The 17,793-nt window shown below is 46.5% G+C and carries 22 protein-coding genes; 7 read left to right on the top strand and 15 right to left on the bottom strand.

From position 1 onward, the window contains the following. Window positions 1-2: 2 nt before the first annotated feature. The 5 genes from GUA87_RS15670 to GUA87_RS15650 form a co-directional block, all read right to left on the bottom strand. Window positions 3-1,784 (bottom strand): putative bifunctional diguanylate cyclase/phosphodiesterase, encoded by a 1,782-nt coding sequence (locus GUA87_RS15670; RefSeq protein WP_193717563.1) that lies wholly within the window; start codon window positions 1,782-1,784, stop codon window positions 3-5. A 134-nt stretch (window positions 1,785-1,918) separates the two neighbouring features. Further along, complete coding sequence (locus tag GUA87_RS15665; protein WP_193717562.1) at window positions 1,919-2,614, bottom strand: glutathione S-transferase N-terminal domain-containing protein; 696 nt, start codon at window positions 2,612-2,614, stop codon at window positions 1,919-1,921. A 3-nt stretch (window positions 2,615-2,617) separates the two neighbouring features. Further along, entirely contained in the window at window positions 2,618-3,220 is a 603-nt protein-coding gene (locus GUA87_RS15660; RefSeq protein ID WP_193717561.1) for a 2-hydroxychromene-2-carboxylate isomerase, read from the bottom strand. 90 nt (window positions 3,221-3,310) lie between these two features. Then, window positions 3,311-4,459, bottom strand: a complete 1,149-nt coding sequence (locus GUA87_RS15655) for an aromatic ring-hydroxylating oxygenase subunit alpha (protein WP_193717560.1) — start codon at window positions 4,457-4,459, stop codon at window positions 3,311-3,313. 11 nt (window positions 4,460-4,470) lie between these two features. Then, on the bottom strand, window positions 4,471-5,070 hold the full coding sequence (locus GUA87_RS15650) for a TetR/AcrR family transcriptional regulator (RefSeq protein ID WP_193717559.1): 600 nt from the start codon (window positions 5,068-5,070) through the stop codon (window positions 4,471-4,473). A 151-nt stretch (window positions 5,071-5,221) separates the two neighbouring features. Here GUA87_RS15650 and GUA87_RS15645 point away from each other — a divergent pair, with 151 nt between their 5' ends. Further along, window positions 5,222-5,803 (top strand): VPLPA-CTERM sorting domain-containing protein, encoded by a 582-nt coding sequence (locus tag GUA87_RS15645; protein WP_193717558.1) that lies wholly within the window; start codon window positions 5,222-5,224, stop codon window positions 5,801-5,803. A gap of 41 nt (window positions 5,804-5,844) precedes the next feature. Here the strand turns inward: GUA87_RS15645 and GUA87_RS15640 are convergent, their stop codons facing one another. Further along, complete coding sequence (locus tag GUA87_RS15640; RefSeq protein WP_193717557.1) at window positions 5,845-6,516, bottom strand: cupin domain-containing protein; 672 nt, start codon at window positions 6,514-6,516, stop codon at window positions 5,845-5,847. Window positions 6,517-6,530: 14 nt separating this feature from the next. Next, window positions 6,531-7,157 (bottom strand): glutathione S-transferase family protein, encoded by a 627-nt coding sequence (locus tag GUA87_RS15635; RefSeq protein ID WP_193717556.1) that lies wholly within the window; start codon window positions 7,155-7,157, stop codon window positions 6,531-6,533. 90 nt (window positions 7,158-7,247) lie between these two features. Here GUA87_RS15635 and GUA87_RS15630 point away from each other — a divergent pair, with 90 nt between their 5' ends. Next, the gene (locus GUA87_RS15630; RefSeq protein ID WP_193717555.1) at window positions 7,248-7,796 is read left to right on the top strand and encodes a TetR/AcrR family transcriptional regulator; all 549 of its coding nucleotides are present in this window, start codon (window positions 7,248-7,250) and stop codon (window positions 7,794-7,796) included. Window positions 7,797-7,799: 3 nt separating this feature from the next. Here GUA87_RS15630 and GUA87_RS15625 read toward each other — a convergent pair whose 3' ends face one another. The 3 genes from GUA87_RS15625 to GUA87_RS15615 form a co-directional block, all read right to left on the bottom strand. Then, window positions 7,800-8,759 (bottom strand): ribonucleotide-diphosphate reductase subunit beta, encoded by a 960-nt coding sequence (locus GUA87_RS15625; protein ID WP_193717554.1) that lies wholly within the window; start codon window positions 8,757-8,759, stop codon window positions 7,800-7,802. A 38-nt stretch (window positions 8,760-8,797) separates the two neighbouring features. Further along, window positions 8,798-10,681: a ribonucleoside-diphosphate reductase subunit alpha gene (locus GUA87_RS15620; RefSeq protein ID WP_193717553.1), complete on the bottom strand. Its 1,884-nt coding sequence runs from the start codon at window positions 10,679-10,681 to the stop codon at window positions 8,798-8,800. A 408-nt stretch (window positions 10,682-11,089) separates the two neighbouring features. Then, window positions 11,090-11,257, bottom strand: coding sequence for a DUF465 domain-containing protein (locus GUA87_RS15615; protein WP_193717552.1), 168 nt, complete (start codon window positions 11,255-11,257; stop codon window positions 11,090-11,092). Window positions 11,258-11,390: 133 nt separating this feature from the next. Between GUA87_RS15615 and GUA87_RS15610 the strand changes: the two genes are divergently transcribed. Next, a complete protein-coding gene (locus GUA87_RS15610) occupies window positions 11,391-11,972 on the top strand; it encodes a UbiX family flavin prenyltransferase (RefSeq protein ID WP_193717551.1) in 582 nt (193 codons plus the stop codon). Here GUA87_RS15610 and GUA87_RS15605 read toward each other — a convergent pair. Further along, window positions 11,955-12,485, bottom strand: coding sequence for a TIGR02444 family protein (locus GUA87_RS15605; RefSeq protein ID WP_193717550.1), 531 nt, complete (start codon window positions 12,483-12,485; stop codon window positions 11,955-11,957). The genes GUA87_RS15610 and GUA87_RS15605 overlap by 18 nt on opposite strands. Before the next feature lie 117 nt (window positions 12,486-12,602). Here GUA87_RS15605 and GUA87_RS15600 point away from each other — a divergent pair, with 117 nt between their 5' ends. Continuing rightward, complete coding sequence (locus GUA87_RS15600) at window positions 12,603-12,812, top strand: YdcH family protein (RefSeq protein WP_193717549.1); 210 nt, start codon at window positions 12,603-12,605, stop codon at window positions 12,810-12,812. A 19-nt stretch (window positions 12,813-12,831) separates the two neighbouring features. On the opposite strand, the gene GUA87_RS15595 is transcribed toward GUA87_RS15600, so the two are convergent. Then, window positions 12,832-13,569, bottom strand: a complete 738-nt coding sequence (locus GUA87_RS15595; protein WP_227712093.1) for a GGDEF domain-containing protein — start codon at window positions 13,567-13,569, stop codon at window positions 12,832-12,834. 188 nt (window positions 13,570-13,757) lie between these two features. On the opposite strand from GUA87_RS15595, the gene purE reads away from it, so the two are divergent. Both purE and GUA87_RS15585 read left to right on the top strand, forming a co-directional pair. After that, on the top strand, window positions 13,758-14,261 hold the full coding sequence (gene purE, locus GUA87_RS15590) for a 5-(carboxyamino)imidazole ribonucleotide mutase (protein WP_193717548.1): 504 nt from the start codon (window positions 13,758-13,760) through the stop codon (window positions 14,259-14,261). Between the two features lie 4 nt (window positions 14,262-14,265). Continuing rightward, window positions 14,266-15,354, top strand: coding sequence for a 5-(carboxyamino)imidazole ribonucleotide synthase (locus tag GUA87_RS15585; RefSeq protein WP_193717547.1), 1,089 nt, complete (start codon window positions 14,266-14,268; stop codon window positions 15,352-15,354). Between the two features lie 16 nt (window positions 15,355-15,370). On the opposite strand, the gene GUA87_RS15580 is transcribed toward GUA87_RS15585, so the two are convergent. From GUA87_RS15580 to def, 3 genes are read right to left on the bottom strand one after another with little or no spacing between them, the layout of a single operon-like run. Beyond that, on the bottom strand, window positions 15,371-16,102 hold the full coding sequence (locus tag GUA87_RS15580; RefSeq protein ID WP_193717546.1) for an SDR family oxidoreductase: 732 nt from the start codon (window positions 16,100-16,102) through the stop codon (window positions 15,371-15,373). 44 nt (window positions 16,103-16,146) lie between these two features. Next, a complete protein-coding gene (locus GUA87_RS15575; RefSeq protein ID WP_193717545.1) occupies window positions 16,147-16,803 on the bottom strand; it encodes a COQ9 family protein in 657 nt (218 codons plus the stop codon). Window positions 16,804-16,814: 11 nt separating this feature from the next. Continuing rightward, the gene (gene def, locus GUA87_RS15570; RefSeq protein ID WP_193717544.1) at window positions 16,815-17,369 is read right to left on the bottom strand and encodes a peptide deformylase; all 555 of its coding nucleotides are present in this window, start codon (window positions 17,367-17,369) and stop codon (window positions 16,815-16,817) included. A 164-nt stretch (window positions 17,370-17,533) separates the two neighbouring features. Here def and rpsU point away from each other — a divergent pair, with 164 nt between their 5' ends. Next, window positions 17,534-17,734, top strand: a complete 201-nt coding sequence (gene rpsU, locus GUA87_RS15565) for a 30S ribosomal protein S21 (RefSeq protein ID WP_037493599.1) — start codon at window positions 17,534-17,536, stop codon at window positions 17,732-17,734. Window positions 17,735-17,793: the final 59 nt, after the last annotated feature.

Raw genomic sequence — 17,793 nt, 5'->3', positions numbered from 1 at the left:
TGTTAGGCGATTGTCAGCAGATGGTTCTGAACACTAGCGATGGCCGGAATTTTTTCAGCGATAACCGGTTTTGAAAACACATAACCTTGCGCGTCGTGGCATCCTGCTTTTTTCAGGAACCTTACCTGATCAGAGCTTTCTACACCTTCAGCCAGAACTCGCATTCCAAGGTTAAATCCAAGGGAAATAATAGTCATGGCAATTGCCGCATCATTTTCGTTGGAAATAACGCCATCAATGAAGCTTTTGTCAATTTTCAAAATGGACGCAGGCAGTTGGCTTAAGTAGCTGAGGGATGAATAACCTGTTCCAAAATCATCAATGCAGAGGCTGATACCAAGTTCTTTCAACTTCAACATATTCTTACGAGTTTGACCACTGTCATGCATGATGACGCTTTCAGTCAGCTCAATATGCAAAAGAGAAGCCGGTAACCCTGTTTCTGACAATGCCCTACTTACCTGCGGCACAAAATCTTCTGCCTGAAATTCGTTAAGTGATATATTCACCGCCACTGGAAACTCCGGTACACCAGCTTTCGTCCATTCCATGCGCTGTAGGCACGCTTCACGCAGCACCCATTCACTGATAGGCCCTAATAAGCCAGAAGCTTCCGCAATTGGAATAAACACATCTGCTGGAATATATTTACCTTCTTCCTTTTCCCAACGAAGCAAGGCTTCCACCCCAATCATTTCACCAGTTTGAAGGCAAATCTGAGGCTGATAATTGAGGGAAAGTTCTTGCTGATTCATGCCATCACGCAGCGCTTTATTAAGCGTTACACGGCCATGAATTTCCTGTTCAATTTCACTATCATAAAAACAGTAGTTGCCGTTATGCATACGCCGTGTATTTGCAAGCGCTGTACTGGTGTTTTTCCATAACCTATCAGCAGTTTTGCCGTCATCGGGAAAATATGAAATTCCCATTCTCAACGCCAAATGTGGCATCTGATAATCTTCCGGCAAAATTACGTCAAAGAGCTCATTTATCCTGCGAGGAATATCAGCAAGATTTGTGTTTTCGCTTACCGGAATACAAATTGCGAAACCGTTTCCAGACGAACGAGCAATGGACAACGCCATTGGGAAAAGTTCATGCAATTTCTGTGCAGTAATGCGGAGCAAATCATCTCCAACTGAATACCCAAGAGCGATATTAAGCTCTGGCAAGTTATCAAGGACAAATTGGACGACCGCTAAAGGTTGCTCTTCACCTTGTGCAAATCTAGAAATCTCCCGGGCCAGCGTCTTCTTAAAACTCACACGATTATCCAGCTGTGTAAGAGCATCATGAAACGCAAGATTTTCGGCTTCCTGAAGGATATTGGTGGTCTCGAAGCCACGTGAGGCATTTATTGAAAACTGCTCAAGTAAGGACTTATCTTCTTCTTTCCACACCTCAGAAGAAGTCAGAAAGAGCGCCCCCAAAACGATTTCTTCCCGCATTAAGCAGATAGCAGCATCACCGCCCTTGTATAAAGTTGCTCCTTCACTTAAAGCCTTCCGGAGTAGTTCAAGTTGCGATTTCTGCAAGCTACCGCCAAGGCCGCCAAGTCTTGCAACAACCTCAAAAGGACGTCCTTCTTCGGGTGATCGCAAAAAAGCAGAAAATTCAATATGGGGGTAAATATGTGTGAGTTGCTGAAGCGTAATATTGCAAAATTGTCGGGTCCCACGACACGCCTGCATAACTGACAAGGCTTTTAACAGCTTCTCAGCAGTACCGGCTTCATTGCTATTTTGGGCCTGATCGGACAGGCTTTCTAAAACGGATGCCATTTTTAATGACCGCTTCACACATACTTAAAATAATACAAGTGGCAAATTTTCAACTTACCGTGAGATTTCATTCTAGTGATTTAGAAAATTAAAAACAAACGGCTTTTGAAGATTTTTCACAATCTAAAATCATATTATTTTGGAGCCTCTGCCTGAGCCATCAAATACTTCCGGGCTTCGTCATCCCACTTTCCTTTGGGTTTGCCAAATTCCCTGCCAACCACATAGCCACGGCGCAAGGCGGGACGCGTTTTACATAAATCATACCAACGCCTTAGGTTGGGGAATTTATCAAGATCAATTTCCTGCTGCTTATACGTAATGATCCATGGCCAGCATGCCATATCTGCAATGGAGTACTCTCCGCAAATATAATCACGCCCTTCAAGTCGGCGGTCCAGAACTCCAAAAAGACGAAGGGCTTCGTTGGTATATCTTTCCTGCGCATAAGGGATCTGTTCAGGCGCATAGAATTTAAAGTGTCCATTTTGGCCCAGCATCGGCCCCAGACCGCCCATCTGCCACATCACCCACTCGATCACTTCATTTCTGCCCCGCAAATCTTTGGGCAGGAACTTTCCCGTTTTTTCAGCGAGGTATATCAAAATCGCACCTGTCTCAAACACCGACACCGGTTCCCCGCCATCTTCTGGATCCTGATCCACAATTGCCGGCATCCGATTGTTAGGACTGATTTTAAGGAAGTCTTCCTTGAATTGATCACCGCGCCCGATATTCACAGGGATAACGTTGTAAGGGAGCTCCATTTCCTCAAGAGCGATTGAGATTTTCCAGCCGTTTGGTGTCGGCCAATAATACAGATCAATCATGGCTTACCCTGCAATTTTTTGTTCGATGAGAGTAATGCGATCATTCCCAAAATACATGTCCTCTCCATCCAGGTACATGGTGGGTGATCCAAAACCACCGCGCTTGATCAGCTCTTCGGTAGTGTCTCGCAGAAGATCCTTATATTTCTGGTCTGCAATCTTTTGAAAGAACTCGTCTTCATTCAAACCAACTGATTTTACGATGGGCGCAAGAACTTTCGCTTGAGAGATATCTTCAAGATCTGTCCAGTAACGTTTGAAGACAGCCCTCGCATACGGAACAAGGCATCCCTCTTCCAGCGCCACAAAAGCTCCCCGCATTGCTTTAACACTATTCACCGGGAAGACAGGTGGCTGACCGATTTCGATCCCAACAACACGTGCCCAATCCTGCATATCTTTCTGCGCATAGGCGGCTTTTGCTGGGACTGGGTTATCCCGGTTCTGGTAGACCGAAGGATTAACAGTGTTAAACACTCCACCGACCAGAATAGGGCGGTAGTCAATTTCTACATCTGGATGACGTTCCGAAAATTGTTCCATCTGCTCAAACGCCAGATAGGTCCATGGGCTGGAACAATCGAAGAAGAACTCGATCTTAGACATTGGGGCGACCTCCTCAGGATCAGGGTTGTTATTAATTTTCTACCCACATCATCCCAACAGGCTAAAGACCCGCCCCTGCTTCGTCAATCCTCAAGCGGAATTCATTGCCTCGATATGAGCCTCATTTATCTCATGCAGCCGGGTCAGCGCATTTTCAAAGCGACCAAAATAAATGCGATCCGTCGCACCCGTTTTCATCCCGTGATAAATCTCTTCAGCCAACACAAAGTCTTCCAAAAGCGTGTCTCTGGTAAATTCGAAATTAGCCTGCCAATGGGCTTTTTGTTTATCCGTTTCCACTGAACCCTTCGGAACAAAGGTCTGTACTTTCACGCGGCATTCACCTTCAGAAAGCGGTATATTTTGCACGACAGCGAAGTGATCAGGTTGCACCAGGACCGAACTCATCGGAAAGAAACTGTAGAGGATATTGGCATAATTCCTGATCTCACGCTCCTCTTCAGGATCGCCCATCGCTCTCTTGATCGTGTTTTTCGCAAGCACTGAACGAAAGTGGGGTCCAAATTCATCAAAAACAGATAAAGTATCGCGAAACAGCGGCGCAATGGTGTTTTTATGAGCCATCTTGAAGTGGTAGGATTCAATCCCCCCTTCCACCAAGATTTTCCAGTTTGTTTTCCAGACTTTTTCTTCTTCGGCAAATAGCACATGGTTTTCGCTATCAAACCAGTCAAAATCTGCTCCAAGCCCCGCAAGAGACGCCTCCATATCAATCGACTCCTCTCCTTGAAGACGGACCCAGATAAAACCGCCAAACTCTTCAGAAGGAAGCTCCTTCAACTTGATATCATCCAAATCAATTGACGGAAAACCTTCTTTATGGGGGATATTCTTAAGCTGTCCTGACAGGTCATAACTCCAAGCGTGGTAGGGACAGATAAAACGCTTCTTACACCCACTTCCGTTAGCTTCCAACCTACTACCGCGATGACGGCAGGCATTTGCAAAAGCGTGAACTTTCCCCTCAGCATCTCTCACCAAGAGCAATGGAAAATTGTCAAACCAGTCGAGCGCCCTAAAACTCCCAAATTCTGGAAGTTCTGAACTGTGAGCCACCATTTGCGGCAACGTCTTCATATAGGCCAATTCGGCTTTAAATTTTTCAGGGTCAGTATATTGGGTGGCATCACTTCCCCTTTCATCTGTCATTTCACGCGTATTGGATTTAGCAAGTTCCGCGCAGCGCTCAATCAATTCCAGCTCAGTTTCTCTTTTCATTATTATTTCTTTCACTTCACACTGGTGGACATGGCTTTCACAGCCATCCAAATTTCCGTCTTCAAATGGGTACGGTCGAGATCTTTTGAAATTTCAAGGTTCGCCATTACCCCCCACCTAATTGCGCCGAGCATCATGGCACCCAGCATTCGGGCATCCCGCTCATCTGGAATATCACCAGTTTCCTGCGCGTCTCTAATATTCTGCTCAGCCAGATCAATCTGTCGTTTGAAACGCCGCGCCTCGACCTCAATCACTTCTGCTTCACTTCCAAGGCTATTAAAAATGATAGGGGTGAGAGGCTCTTCGAAATAGAAGTCGATCAGCGCGGAGACCCGTTTTTCTTCACGCTGCTGCCATGCCTCCCCTTCAAAGCGGATATCAATAACCCTCTCTTCAAAGCGGTCATAAAAATCATCAACAACCGCGGCGACTACGCCTCCCCGGTTACCAAAATAGTGATACGCCAACCCCTCGGACAAACCCGCTTTCTTGGCAAGTGCCGCCATCTCAAGCGTGCCACCTCCTGAAACAAGTTCTTTAACGGCTGTTTGGACAATCAAACTACGTGTTTCCTTAGCTGATCGACGCTTGCGCTTTGCTTCAGTCATGTTTGCTCCTTCTCCGCAACGCCACTTCTATAGCAAATTATTATATTGAGCTCAACTCAATATAATACATACCCCTGTGTGCTGGAGCAAATCACATGAAAGAGCATGAAGCGGTCTAAGGGGAGCTAACCAATTTTAAAAGGACATGACGATGCGCATTTTTGTTCTGCTATTGGCCTCTTTGCTTTTCACATCAACAGCAAACGCCGCCACTTTCAGTTTTGATTTTTCAAACCCTGATTCATGCCAGTTTCTTGAAATTCCAAAGGGTTGCATTGCCGATGAAGGAGACGAGTTTCTTCCCTTTACTCTGGAAGGATCGCCTAAAGGCCTCACCCACGTATTTGACTTGTCGAAGGAACACGGACTACATGTTTTCTACCTCCACTGGCTCCAACCAAAAGAAAGAGGCTTCAAAGAAGACGACAATTTTTCTTTCGTTTTTTTTGAACCCGTAGTCCTGAACTCAGTCGAATTAGTAAAATGGGATGCCAACGGTGCAACTGATGAAACAATCACGCTGACATCCGCCGCTAATCCAGTCATATTTCTCAATTGGAGCTACATCATAACCTTATTCACCGTACCTTTCTCTGATTTTGGTTACTCAATCGTCTCCATGGATGTAACCACGCCCTCCGCTGTTCCCCTTCCCGCAGCTCTCCCACTTTACGCCGCTGGGGTTGGTCTACTTGGGTTTATGGGTTGGCGTCGTCGCCGTCAAAGTTCCTAAACCAAAAAGGCAGCGCCGAAGCGCTGCCTTTTCAGTGGAGACTATTTTTGATTTGGAACCTTAACGTGAGAGAGGTGGCCTGACTTCATCCAGAATCTGACCCCGGCATCAGTCACATTGGCTTGCACCACTTTCCCATCCGGCAGCCGAACCCAATCATTTTTTTGATATTGGGTTCCGTTCATTTCAAAACCGCCGTCCAGAATCAGTAGCTCAACGCCGCCATCAGACCCTAATTCAACAATCCCTTTTGACCATTGCTGCAATTCCACCTTCTCCTCCTCATTTTCAAAAAGAACAGCGGAAGAGAACCGATCGTTTACGCTGAATAACTCAACTTCATCCAGGTTTTTGGCAAATTGCAGTTTGTCATCATCACGGAACTGCCAGAGTTTTACAAAAATAGTACATCCATCATCAGACCTCGGGGTATGCGCTGTCCCAATGGGATTTCGCACATAAGTCCCCGCAGGGTAATCACCATGCTCATCCTGAAAGACGCCTTCCAGGACAATGAACTCCTCCCCACCTATGTGGGTGTGGGAGCTGAAAGCAGAGCCAACGGCATATCGCACAATCGTCGTCGCTCTGGCAACTTCACCTCCAATTCGATCAAGCATACGCCGATCCACACCCTTCATTGGTGAAGGGATCCAAGGAAGTTCGTTAGTTTTTTCGGTGGCTATTTTCGTAAAATCAGCGTTAATTTCCATATCTCACCTATTTATCAGGCTGCAAGCGCGGCATCTGTCCGATCGCTTAACCGATTTGCATAAGCTTTTACATTTGGACAATCCTCAGGGATGTCAATGCCGACAAATCCAGCAAAAAGAAACCCAGCTCTCGCCGTAATATCCGCGACCGAAATCTTATCACCCGCCAGATAATCCTGTCCTTCAAGAACCGTTTCCATCCAACGAAGCGTTTCAAGAGCGCGCTCCTTCTGTTTTTCACCCCATTCTTTATTCTGGTATGTTTCAAGCACTGGACCCAAACCATCTGTCGCATGATGGAAGAAAGCACCAATGCCTTCAAGAAGACCTGCTTCCACTTTACGGTTCAACATTGAAATAATGGCACGCTGCTTTGCAGTTGCCCCGGTTAATGTTGTCTCACCAGTTAAGTGATCCAGATATTCGGTGATCGCATTGCTTTCAGAAATGAAAGTACCGTCCTCCAATTCCAATACCGGTACCGCACCTGAAGGGTTCTTTTTCAGAAACTCTGGCGTGCGGTGTTCCCCTTCCGGGACGTTCACCTGAATAAACTCAACATTGTCCAATAATCCCTTTTCCTTCAGAGCAATGCGAACACGGGCAGGATTGGGAAAGCCATTAAATTCGTAAATTTTCATCGAGTAGTTCCTTTTCTCTATCTACTGATAGATAGATTTAGCTAACAAAACCCTCTTGTCAATACCTATCAGGTGATAGATATTAAAAAAATGGTTCATGCAAAAACAAAAGAACGGATTGACGCTATCCTCGACTTCGCGGAGGAAGAGATGCGCCGCGGTGGATATGACGCGGTGAGCTTTAGGGATATTGCCAAGGCAGTGGATATCAAAAGCTCAAGCGTTCACTATCATTTCCCACAGAAATCAGATCTTGGAAAAGCTGTTATCGAACGGTACGGAGATCGTTTTTTAGAGGCGCTTGGTGACCCCAAACGATTTTCAAGTATCAAAGAAGGTGTTCAAGCACTAGGCGATGCGTACCTTGCCAGCCTAAAGCAAGCGAACAGCGTATGCCTTGCATGTATGTTAGGTTCGGAAAGCCCAAGCCTGCCTGAAGAGTTACGCCCTCACATACAGTCTTTTTATAAGAAAGTATCTGGATGGACTGAGACCGTATTGGACAAGAGAAAAGACAGCCCTCTGGGAGCCACCTTCATTATTGGATCACTGCAGGGCAGTATGGCCCTCGCCGTCAGTCAACAAGACTCTGATATTTTAAAATCCACGATCCAGCAACTTGTAAAAATGGCGGAATAGAGCCTAGTTAAACGCGTCTTCCCAATCACCTTGTGTCGCTGCTTTGGAATACTCTGTTGAACGGTTTTCAAAGAAATTTGTGTGCTCAACTGCGTTCAAAATCGCATCCAACCACGGAAGTGGATTTTTCTCAACGTGATAAATCTCTTCGAGACCGAGCTGCCCCAAACGACGATCCGCGATATAGCGAATATAGGTTTTGATCTCGTCCGCGGTAATACCTTCGATATCACCAGCGCCAAAAGCCAGATCAATAAACGCATCTTCGTGGGAGACGATATCTTTACAGGCCTGATATAGCTCTGCTTCCAGCTCATCCGTCCAGATTTCAGGATTTTCACTCACAAAAGTCCGGAACAGCTTCACAATAGAATTGCAGTGAAGCGTTTCATCACGCACAGACCAGGTTACAATCTGGCCCATCCCCTTCATCTTTCCATGACGCGGGAAGTTCAGCAGGATCGCAAAACTTGCGAAAAGTTGCAGACCTTCTGTAAAGGCGCCAAACACTGCCAATGTCTTTGCAACTTCGGCCTTATTGTCCACATTGAACTGCTGCATGTAATCATATTTATCCTTCATCTCTTTATAGTGAAGGAACGCAGAATATTCGGTTTCTGGCATACCAATGGTATCCAGAAGATGGGAATAAGCGGCAATATGCACTGTTTCCATATTGGAAAACGCCGCCAACATCATCTGCACTTCTGTAGGCTGAAACACACGTGTGTAGTGACGCATGTAGCAGTTATTCACTTCGATGTCAGATTGCGTAAAGAAGCGGAAAATTTGGGTGAGCAGGTGCTGCTCATCTTCAGATAGATTTTGGTGCCAGTCTTTTACATCATCTGCAAGGGGCACTTCCTCTGGCAACCAATGGATCTGTTGCTGCATCAACCATGCATCATAACACCAAGGATAGGAGAAAGGTTTGTAAACCGGCTTCGCATCAAGCAGTGACATAATAAACTCTGATCTTTGTTATGGTTTTGAGGGCCTGCTTATTGGCAGGCCAGACATTCTTCATAATCTGTTGTAGAACCGCTGCCCACAACTTCCAACTGCGGCTTCTTACCCGCTTCCGCATTTTTAAGCAATTCCTTGAGGCTATCCGGCACATCACCCTTGGTTGCCACCACTTCGGCACGTTGCATGGACTTGGAACGGCAGTAGTAAAGGCTCTTCACACCCTGTTTCCAGGCTTGGAAATGGATTTGATGCAAGTCACGTTTATGAACGTTAGCTGGCAAGAAGATATTCACAGACTGAGACTGGTCGATCATTGGTGTACGGTCAGCCGCATGTTCAATAATCCAGCGCTGATCAAGTTCAAACGCCGTTTTAAACACATCTTTTTCAAGATCATCCAGAAAATCAAGGTGCTGCACTGATCCCTCATTCACCGTAATGGAGGACCAGGTTTCCTCATCATCATGTCCTTTTTCTGCAAGCAATGCTTTCAGATGCGGATTGCGTACATTGAAAGATCCAGACAGTGTTTTGTGGGTGTAGCTATTGGCGGCAGTAGGTTCAATTCCCGGGCTTGCACCGCCACAAATAATGGAAATTGAAGCCGTTGGCGCGATCGCCGTTTTGTTGGAGAAGCGTTCATGGAAACCGTAATCAGCGGCATCCGGGCAAGGGCCCCGAAGGTCAGCTAGTGTTTTAGATGCTGCATCCACACCTTTCTGGATGTGTTTGAAGATACGGTTATTCCATACCTTTGCCATGACGGATTCCATTGGAATACGCTTTGCCTGAAGGAAGGAATGGAAACCCATCACGCCAAGGCCGACGCTACGCTCACGCATTGCGGCGTATTTCGCCCGCTCCATCTGGTCAGGCGCGCGATCGATAAAGTCCTGCAGAACGTTGTCAAGGAACAGCATGACGTCATCAATGAAGGTTTCATCACCTTCCCATTCGTCATATTTCTCCAAATTCAAAGAAGACAGACAACAAACCGCAGTTCGGTCATTACCAAGATGGTCCTTACCTGTCGGCAACGTAATCTCAGCGCATAAGTTAGAGGTCTTCACACTCAAACCAGCCAACTTGTGATGCTCAGGGATCAGGCTGTTCACACGATCATTGAAAATGATATATGGCTCACCGGTCTCCACTCGCGCTGTCAGGATTCGAATCCATAGGCTGCGCGCGCTGATTTTACGGATTACAGAGCCATCTTTCGGGCTAGTCAGCCCCCACTCTTCGTCATTTTCAACAGCACGCATAAAATCGTCGGAAACCAGAATACCATGATGCAGGTTTGGCGTTTTACGGTTCGGATCACCACCGGTTGGGCGACGAATTTCAACAAACTCTTCTATTTCCGGGTGCGTTACCGGCAAGTAGACCGCTGCAGAACCACGACGAAGAGACCCTTGGCTAATCGCCAGTGTCAGGCTGTCCATCACACGAATGAACGGGACAACACCCGATGTTTTACCAACGGCACCGACACCTTCACCAATAGAACGTAGATTACCCCAGTAACTTCCGATACCACCACCTTTTGAGGCCAGCCAGACATTTTCCGTCCAAAGATCCACAATACTATGAAGGCTATCGTTAGATTCATTCAAAAAGCAGGAAATTGGCAAACCACGGGAGCTACCACCATTGCTGAGAACAGGCGTAGAAGGCATGAACCACAGTTTACTGATGTAATTGTAGATACGTTGGGCGTGCCCATCGCCTTCACCATAAGCGCTGGCAACACGGCCAAAAAGATCCTGAAAGCTCTCACCAGGTAATAGGTAGCGGTCTTCAAGGACGGCTCTACCGAAGTCAGTCAGGTATTGGTCCCGACTATGATCGATATGAACCCGGGCACCTCCCTTTACCTGAACAACATCCGTTAACCTGTCAACCGCATCCAACATAAGACATCCCCTTGCCCGACTTAAATCCAGCAAATTACCCACCCGCAAGTCGCCAAAACAGCGCCTCTACAGGGCTAAAAATTCAATATTCGCAGTAATTTAGTTGTAAGCTCCAGCACCCCCGCACAGCGCGCCGGAACCACTATATATTGTAGAAGGAGGGGCCACCCGTCAACAAGTTGTAGATTTTTTTTCGCAAAAAAATCACTTGACCTTTTTCATTTTTTTCATTTTTGACGCTGTTTCAATAACTTTGCTCATTTAGTTCATAAAACACGCTCAGTTTCTGACCAACCGCTCAATTTTTTCGATTAAATTTCATGCATTAGAAGAAACAACTTGAGACTTCACACAAAAAAAGCGCCAGAAATTTGCTGGCGCTTTAATGAACAAACCTGTTTGCTCAAGTTAATGCGGTGAAAGCTCCCTTATTTTCTCCTTAAGTCGGAGTTTCTCTTTCTTAAGCTCTGAGATATGAAGCTGATCTGCCGCCGGGTGGTTCATTTCTGAACGAATTTCTTCATCTAGGCGGTGATGTTTTTCAGTCAGCTGGGCAACATACTCAGTTGTGCTCATTTCATGTCTCCTCTAGAAAGGTATTGTGGGAGCCGATAACTCGGCCTTACAAAAGTGTATGTTACACAAATATGAAGCAAAATGATATAAATCAACGCATCAAACGAAATTTTTTTTCAAAATATGGCAAGCTATGAGTAACAACCGGAAACTTATTATAGGAATATCAGGTGCTTCGGGTGCTATCTATGGAAAACGACTACTTGAAGCTTGTCTCGATTTAGATATCGATACTCATCTGGTAATCAGTAGAGCTGCTGAAATTACCATTTTGCATGAAACTGGCGAACCCGCATCCAAACTGAGGGAACTGGCAACGGAAACATACAAGTCGGCGGATATTGGTGCCGCTATTGCCTCCGGTTCTTTTCAAAACGCTGGAATGGTAATTGCCCCCTGCTCCGTCAGGACAATGTCTGAAATTGCAACAGGTACAACAAGCAGCCTCTTAACACGTGCCGCTGATGTCGCCTTGAAAGAGCGCCGAAAGCTCGTCCTAATGCTTCGTGAAACTCCTCTTCACAGCGGCCATTTAAGAAACTTGGCAAATCTGTCAGATATGGGAGCTATTATTGCTCCGCCTGTACCAGCCTTTTACACCCACCCCAAAAGCATAGACGAGATGGTCACCCACACTGTTGGCCGGGTTCTGGATCTGCTGCAATTTGAGAATAACCTGGCAGAACGGTGGGCAGGGCTAAAAACCGATCGTTGAGAGAGACAAAACTTTCTTCCGCCCCGCGGCTGTTATTCTAAATGGCAGTGCGTCTAAGTAGGCTTGCAGACATTCTTCCGCCGTGAAAGCTTCATGTTTTTCTATTTCCGCTGAATGCTGAGACTCCATCCACAGAATTTGGTGTTTTTCAGCAACTAGTTCTTTTTCCAATATGCCCGTGCGCAATTCACTACTGGAAAAATCCTGCGTCAAAAAACTTTTGGATCTCAATGAGTCTCTAACCGCACGAAGTGGTGCCAATATTTCTTTTTGCCAAAGATCGCATTTCGACACCAGATCTGCCCAAAACCTATCTTCGCAGATCCCTCTCCCACTCGCAGCGATCCATAGGCAAAAAAGAAGGCAATTTACATCCAAACTTTCTTCATTTTGAAGTTCCAAACATACCTTTTGAACAGATGGATTGTCATATACTTCACAGGCAAAATCCCAGAAAGACTGTCGTTCTGACATAAAGGTACTCCCGCTTAAAATGTTCGCAAAACCGAACACTATTTAAGATGCAAAAAGGTAGTTTGAACAGTCATTAAGTGATATAATACGCACCTTCCGATAAAAGAGCACAGAGCTCATTGCGGCTGAACAGCCAGGATTTAGGATCGTAATTAAATGACAGTGATTGATGAACAGGAAGCCCTGCGGCAGCGTCTTGCTGAATTAAAGACAGAGCACCGGGACCTAGACATCGCCATTGATGCGCTTATCAATTCGGGAAATTACAATAGCCTGCAGCTACAACGGCTGAAAAAACGAAAACTGACCTTAAAAGACCAGATTTTCCTGACAGAAAATGCACTGACCCCAGACATTATTGCCTGATCAGTAAGCTCAAGAAACGTCAGCTTTCTCTTTGTTGTTTGGAAATTTTCTTCTGCGCATACATTTTGCTGTCTGCTTCTGTAAGCGCTTCTTCCGGATGCACGCCAGCCTCAATAGCCACCACACCATAAGCCATCCCTACATCCATCTTCTGTCCTTCCCAAAAAATAGGGTTGGCCTCCAGATGTTGCGGCAACCGTGACGCCAATACCATTGCAGAGTCAACTGTCGTCTGGGACAGAATTAGACCAAATTCATCGCCGCCCAAACGGCCAACAACGTCCGTTTCACGAACGCTGCGAACAAGACGGTTTGCAAATTCACCCAACACATAGTCACCGGCCTGATGGCCAAAATTGTCATTCACGCCTTTAAAACCATTAAGGTCGATATAGATCAGGCTGGCATGTTCCCCGTAACGTTCGACGGAGGCCTGAATACGTGTCAATTCACGCACGAAAGCACGTCGATTGTAAATGGGAAGCAAAGCATCCTGATCGGCGAGGCGTTCTGCTTCTTCAAGGCGCTTGTTCAGACCTTCGATATTTTGACGGAGATTGTCCACTTCCGCCATCAATGTCATGATGGCTTCTTTCACTTTCGGCGTAAATTCAGTCTCAGGAATACCCATTACAGAACTGGTATCCTGAATTTGCCTTGGCGCAGACACACCTGAGTATGCTGCGCTGGCAGCAGACGGGCTGGTTTTACGTGTTGGCGCCGTTACAGTGGGACGGCCGGTTGGTCCGATTTTCATAAGCTAACCTGAAAAGAATACTATCTTCGGAATCTTGTACGGCATTTCTTAAAGAATTACAAAACAGCTATCCAAAAATCTAAAATTTAAACAAAAAGTGTCACTTTCACGCTTTCCTTGATTATTAGCGGCACCCGCATATAATCCGCGCGACCGATATTACATATGATTTGGGGCCTATTTCAGCGATGACAAATGAAAAAGTAGATGTTGGAATTATCATGGGCAGTCAGTCTGACTGGCCGATCATGAAACATGCCGCTGACACACTCGAAGAATTGGGTGTGAAGTTCGAAAGCAGAATTGTCTCCGCCCATAGAACACCAGATCGTTTATATGACTATGCAAAGTCAGCAAAGGAACGCGGACTGAAAGCCATTATTGCAGGTGCAGGTGGGGCAGCTCACCTCCCCGGCATGACAGCTTCAATGACACCTGTTCCAGTATTGGGTGTTCCAGTTGAAAGCAAAGCCCTTAAAGGGATGGATAGTCTTCTTTCAATCGTTCAAATGCCGGGCGGGGTTCCTGTCGGAACACTGGCCATTGGTAAAGCAGGTGCCATCAACGCGGCCCTCTTTGCTGCACAAATTCTAGCATTACATGACGATGAGATCGCCAAAGCAATTGACGCATGGCGTGAAAAGCAAACAAGTGCTGTAGCAGAAATTCCTGTCGACAATCCTGAAGGATAAATAAATGACCACAGTTGCCCCTGGCGGAACCATCGGAATTCTAGGCGATGGACAACTTGGACGGATGATGGCAATCGCTGCCGCTGAATTGGGTTACAAAACCCATGTGTTTGGTCAGGATGCAGACGGGCCAGCTGCGCAAATCTGCACAAAGATGACCGTTGCCCCCTATACTGACCAACAGGCCCTCGACGCATTTGCTGAGGATGTGGATGTGGTCACTTTGGAATTTGAAAACATCCCAAGCGAAACGCTTAGTTTTCTCGAAAGCAAAGTCCCAGTTCGCCCTGGCAGAAAAGTTCTGGAAATCACCCAGGACCGGTTTGTAGAAAAAACTTTCCTGAATAGCCTTGGGGCTGGAACGGCCCAATTCTGCAATGTTGAAAGTCTTGAAGATCTGCAAAAAGGAATTGAGCGGATTGGTACCCCCTGCATATTGAAAACCCGCCGCTTCGGGTATGACGGCAAAGGTCAGGTAAAAATCGACAGCGCGACAGAAATTGACGAAGCGTGGAAACAGGTTGGCGAACAACCTTCAATTCTGGAAGGATTTGTCCCGTTCGAGTTAGAGATTTCTGTGATTGCCGCTCGCGATATCAACGGCAATGTTCAAAGCTATGTCCCGGTTGAGAATATTCACAAGAACCACATTCTGGACATTACACTTGCCCCTGCGAACATTTTGGAAAGTGTTTCCGAACATGCCGAGGACCTCGCTCAGCGTATCGCAGATCGACTGGAACTTGTCGGCTTGATTGCTGTTGAGATGTTTGTGACCGCCGATGGGAGTGTTCTGGTTAATGAAATGGCGCCGCGCCCCCATAATTCCGGTCATTGGACAATTGAAGCCTGCGCTACTAGCCAGTTCAAACAAAGTATTCGCGCCGCGGCGGGTTTGCCACTGGGCAACCCAGAACGTCACTCAAACGCTGTAATGCGCAACTTGATCGGGGATGATGTAGAACATTGGCAGGAAATTTTAGCTCATCCAGACATGAGTCTACATATGTACGGCAAAGCGGAAGCGCGTGCCGGCCGCAAAATGGGTCATGTCACGCGCCTCTTTTCCTTGGATACCCTGCCAACAGCATAAATGAATTGGGCTGATATTAAGCCCAACCACCTGCAAAATACAAAACCTGTCCTGTGATATAATCAGATTTGTCAGAGGACAGGAACGCAAGATACTCACCAGCCTCCTCAGGTTTTCCTAGGCGACCAAGGGGAATGGGCTTAGTGATCTTCTTGTATATTTCCTCATTTTCCAGAAGTTCTTTCGGAAAATAAGTCGGACTTTCAATGAAATTTGGCGCCAACGCATTTACTCGGATGCCAAATGGCCCCAATTCTTTAGCCAAAGACACCGCCAGCGCGTTCGCACCGCCCCTTCCCGCTACATACATGGAATAATTCGGTAAACCATGTTTAGGAACAGCGGAAGAGATAAACAGGATTTTCCCGTGGCCCTGCTTCTTCATCTGAGCACTGGCGAGCTTTGCATAACTAAAACCACGGACGAGCAAGCCATCCAGAGCACGGCGAAACTCTTCCACATCCGCCTCATCAATTGAAGATTTCACAGCAGGGTAAGCGTCGTTGTTGACCATCACATCAAGATGGCCTTCCAACTCAACAACCTTGGCTACCACATCTTCCGGGATCTGTTCGGTTAATGTTTTAACACCTGGCACCAGCTTTTCGTAATCAGCGCGGGCGCCATCATTCGTAAAGCTTGCATCCTGTGCATAAACAGTTGCCCCTTCGCGGATTAAAACCGAAGTTCCTGGCTTTCCAAGAAAATGCGTCGCATCCGTAATCAGGATAACCTTGTTTTGAAGCATTTACGCCTCCCTTTATTGTTATTATTGGTTTAGGCGAAGCAGCGTTACCGCACCCGAAGATGTCTCATAAAGCGGGCCGGAGAAAAAATATCAGGCCCAGCAGGCTTCTTTGAAAAGAACTGTTTGGCCTTGAACTTCGCCGTTTCAAACTGCATGGCATTTTCAATACGTCGATCCAGAAACTCCCAAGTCTGTTCAAAATTCTCTGAGTGATCATCCAACCAATAAAGCAGAGTTGAACTATAGACAGCAGAAAGTGTCATGCGTTTTGTATAATAATTATAGTCAGTTGAGGTATCGCCTGTTGCGTACCACATGCGACTTACAGTTTCCGCAGTAAGTTTAATCCCTTTGGCCGTATTTTGAGGCAAAGCAAGCAAGGTCAGTGCTTTGCGAATTTCTTCACGGTACGGGGTATACATTTCAAGGCGAAGCCGAACGGCGAGCGTAATACGGTCCCTGATCTTCATGGAAAGAACATCTCTCTTGATCAGTTCTTCTTCCATTTTGTCATCAGCCTGCTCGACAAAGAAGCTAATCAGATCAATTGGCCCGCCCGGAAAATAGCGCTCGAAGGTAAAGTAATCCTCACCAAGGTCTTTAGCTGCTTCTTTCATAGCCTTCGCTGACCAGCCATCAAACATGACGTGGGGAAGCGTCGCATCCAGCAGACGTTGTCTCTGTTCCTGATCAGACAGCATTTCTAACCTCATTAATCATTATTCAGACCATAGTTCTCCATATAGGTCTTCATTTCACTTTCATACACCAGTTCAGTCATATCTGTCATGCGTTCCAGATATAATATTCCGGTCAAATGGTCGCACTCATGTTGAACAACGCGTGCATGAAAGCCTTTTGCCTCTCTTGTCATTTTGTTGCCATCCAGATCATACCCAGAATACCGGATATGGGTGTATCGCGGGACGAGACCTCTAAGCCCCGGTACAGACAAGCACCCTTCCCAGCCTTTCACCTGCTCATTACTTAAAGGCTCGATGACAGGATTAATGAGCACCGTTTGGTCTATCCCAAGTGCGTCATTGCCATCCTCTTGCTTCATACGCGCTTCGGGTACCGAAAAGATCACAAGTTGCTTGGAAATACCGATCTGCGGTGCTGCCAGTCCCACACCACCCGCGGCTGCCATACTCTCCTTCATCACCTCCACCAAATCCCGAATCTCATGGGGAATGGGTAACTCAATTGGACGGGCCTTTTCCCTAAGTTTCGGGTTTCCCATTTTCAGGATGGGCATTGCTGTCATTTTTTGGTCCCTATAATCGCTCTGATGTGCTATATTGACCCTTCATTTTCGCGTTTTCCATATTTTTCTTGGATTACGCCTTCACAAGTGTGCCCTGCCGTGTTACTAGACACGCCACTTTGTGAACTGACTTAACCACATTACTAGATAGGAGCACTGTTACTGTGCAGGTACATGTTCGCGACAACAATGTCGACCAAGCGCTTCGCGCCCTGAAAAAGAAAATGCAACGCGAAGGTATCTTCCGTGAGCTGAAACTCCGTGGCGCATACGAAAAGCCATCCGAGAAGCGCGCTCGCCAAAAGGCTGAAGCAATTCGCCGCGCTCGCAAACTGGCTCGTAAACGCGCACTGCGCGAAGGTTAAGCCACTTCCCTTAAGGGATTTCCCTTAAAAGAAGATTCTCAAAGCCGCTCTGGTTCGCC

The organism is Sneathiella sp. P13V-1 (assembly GCF_015143595.1).
Lineage (GTDB): Bacteria > Pseudomonadota > Alphaproteobacteria > Sneathiellales > Sneathiellaceae > Sneathiella.
The sequence above is the reverse complement of the archived record's forward strand: the minus strand, read 5'-3'. Positions and strand labels throughout refer to the sequence as shown.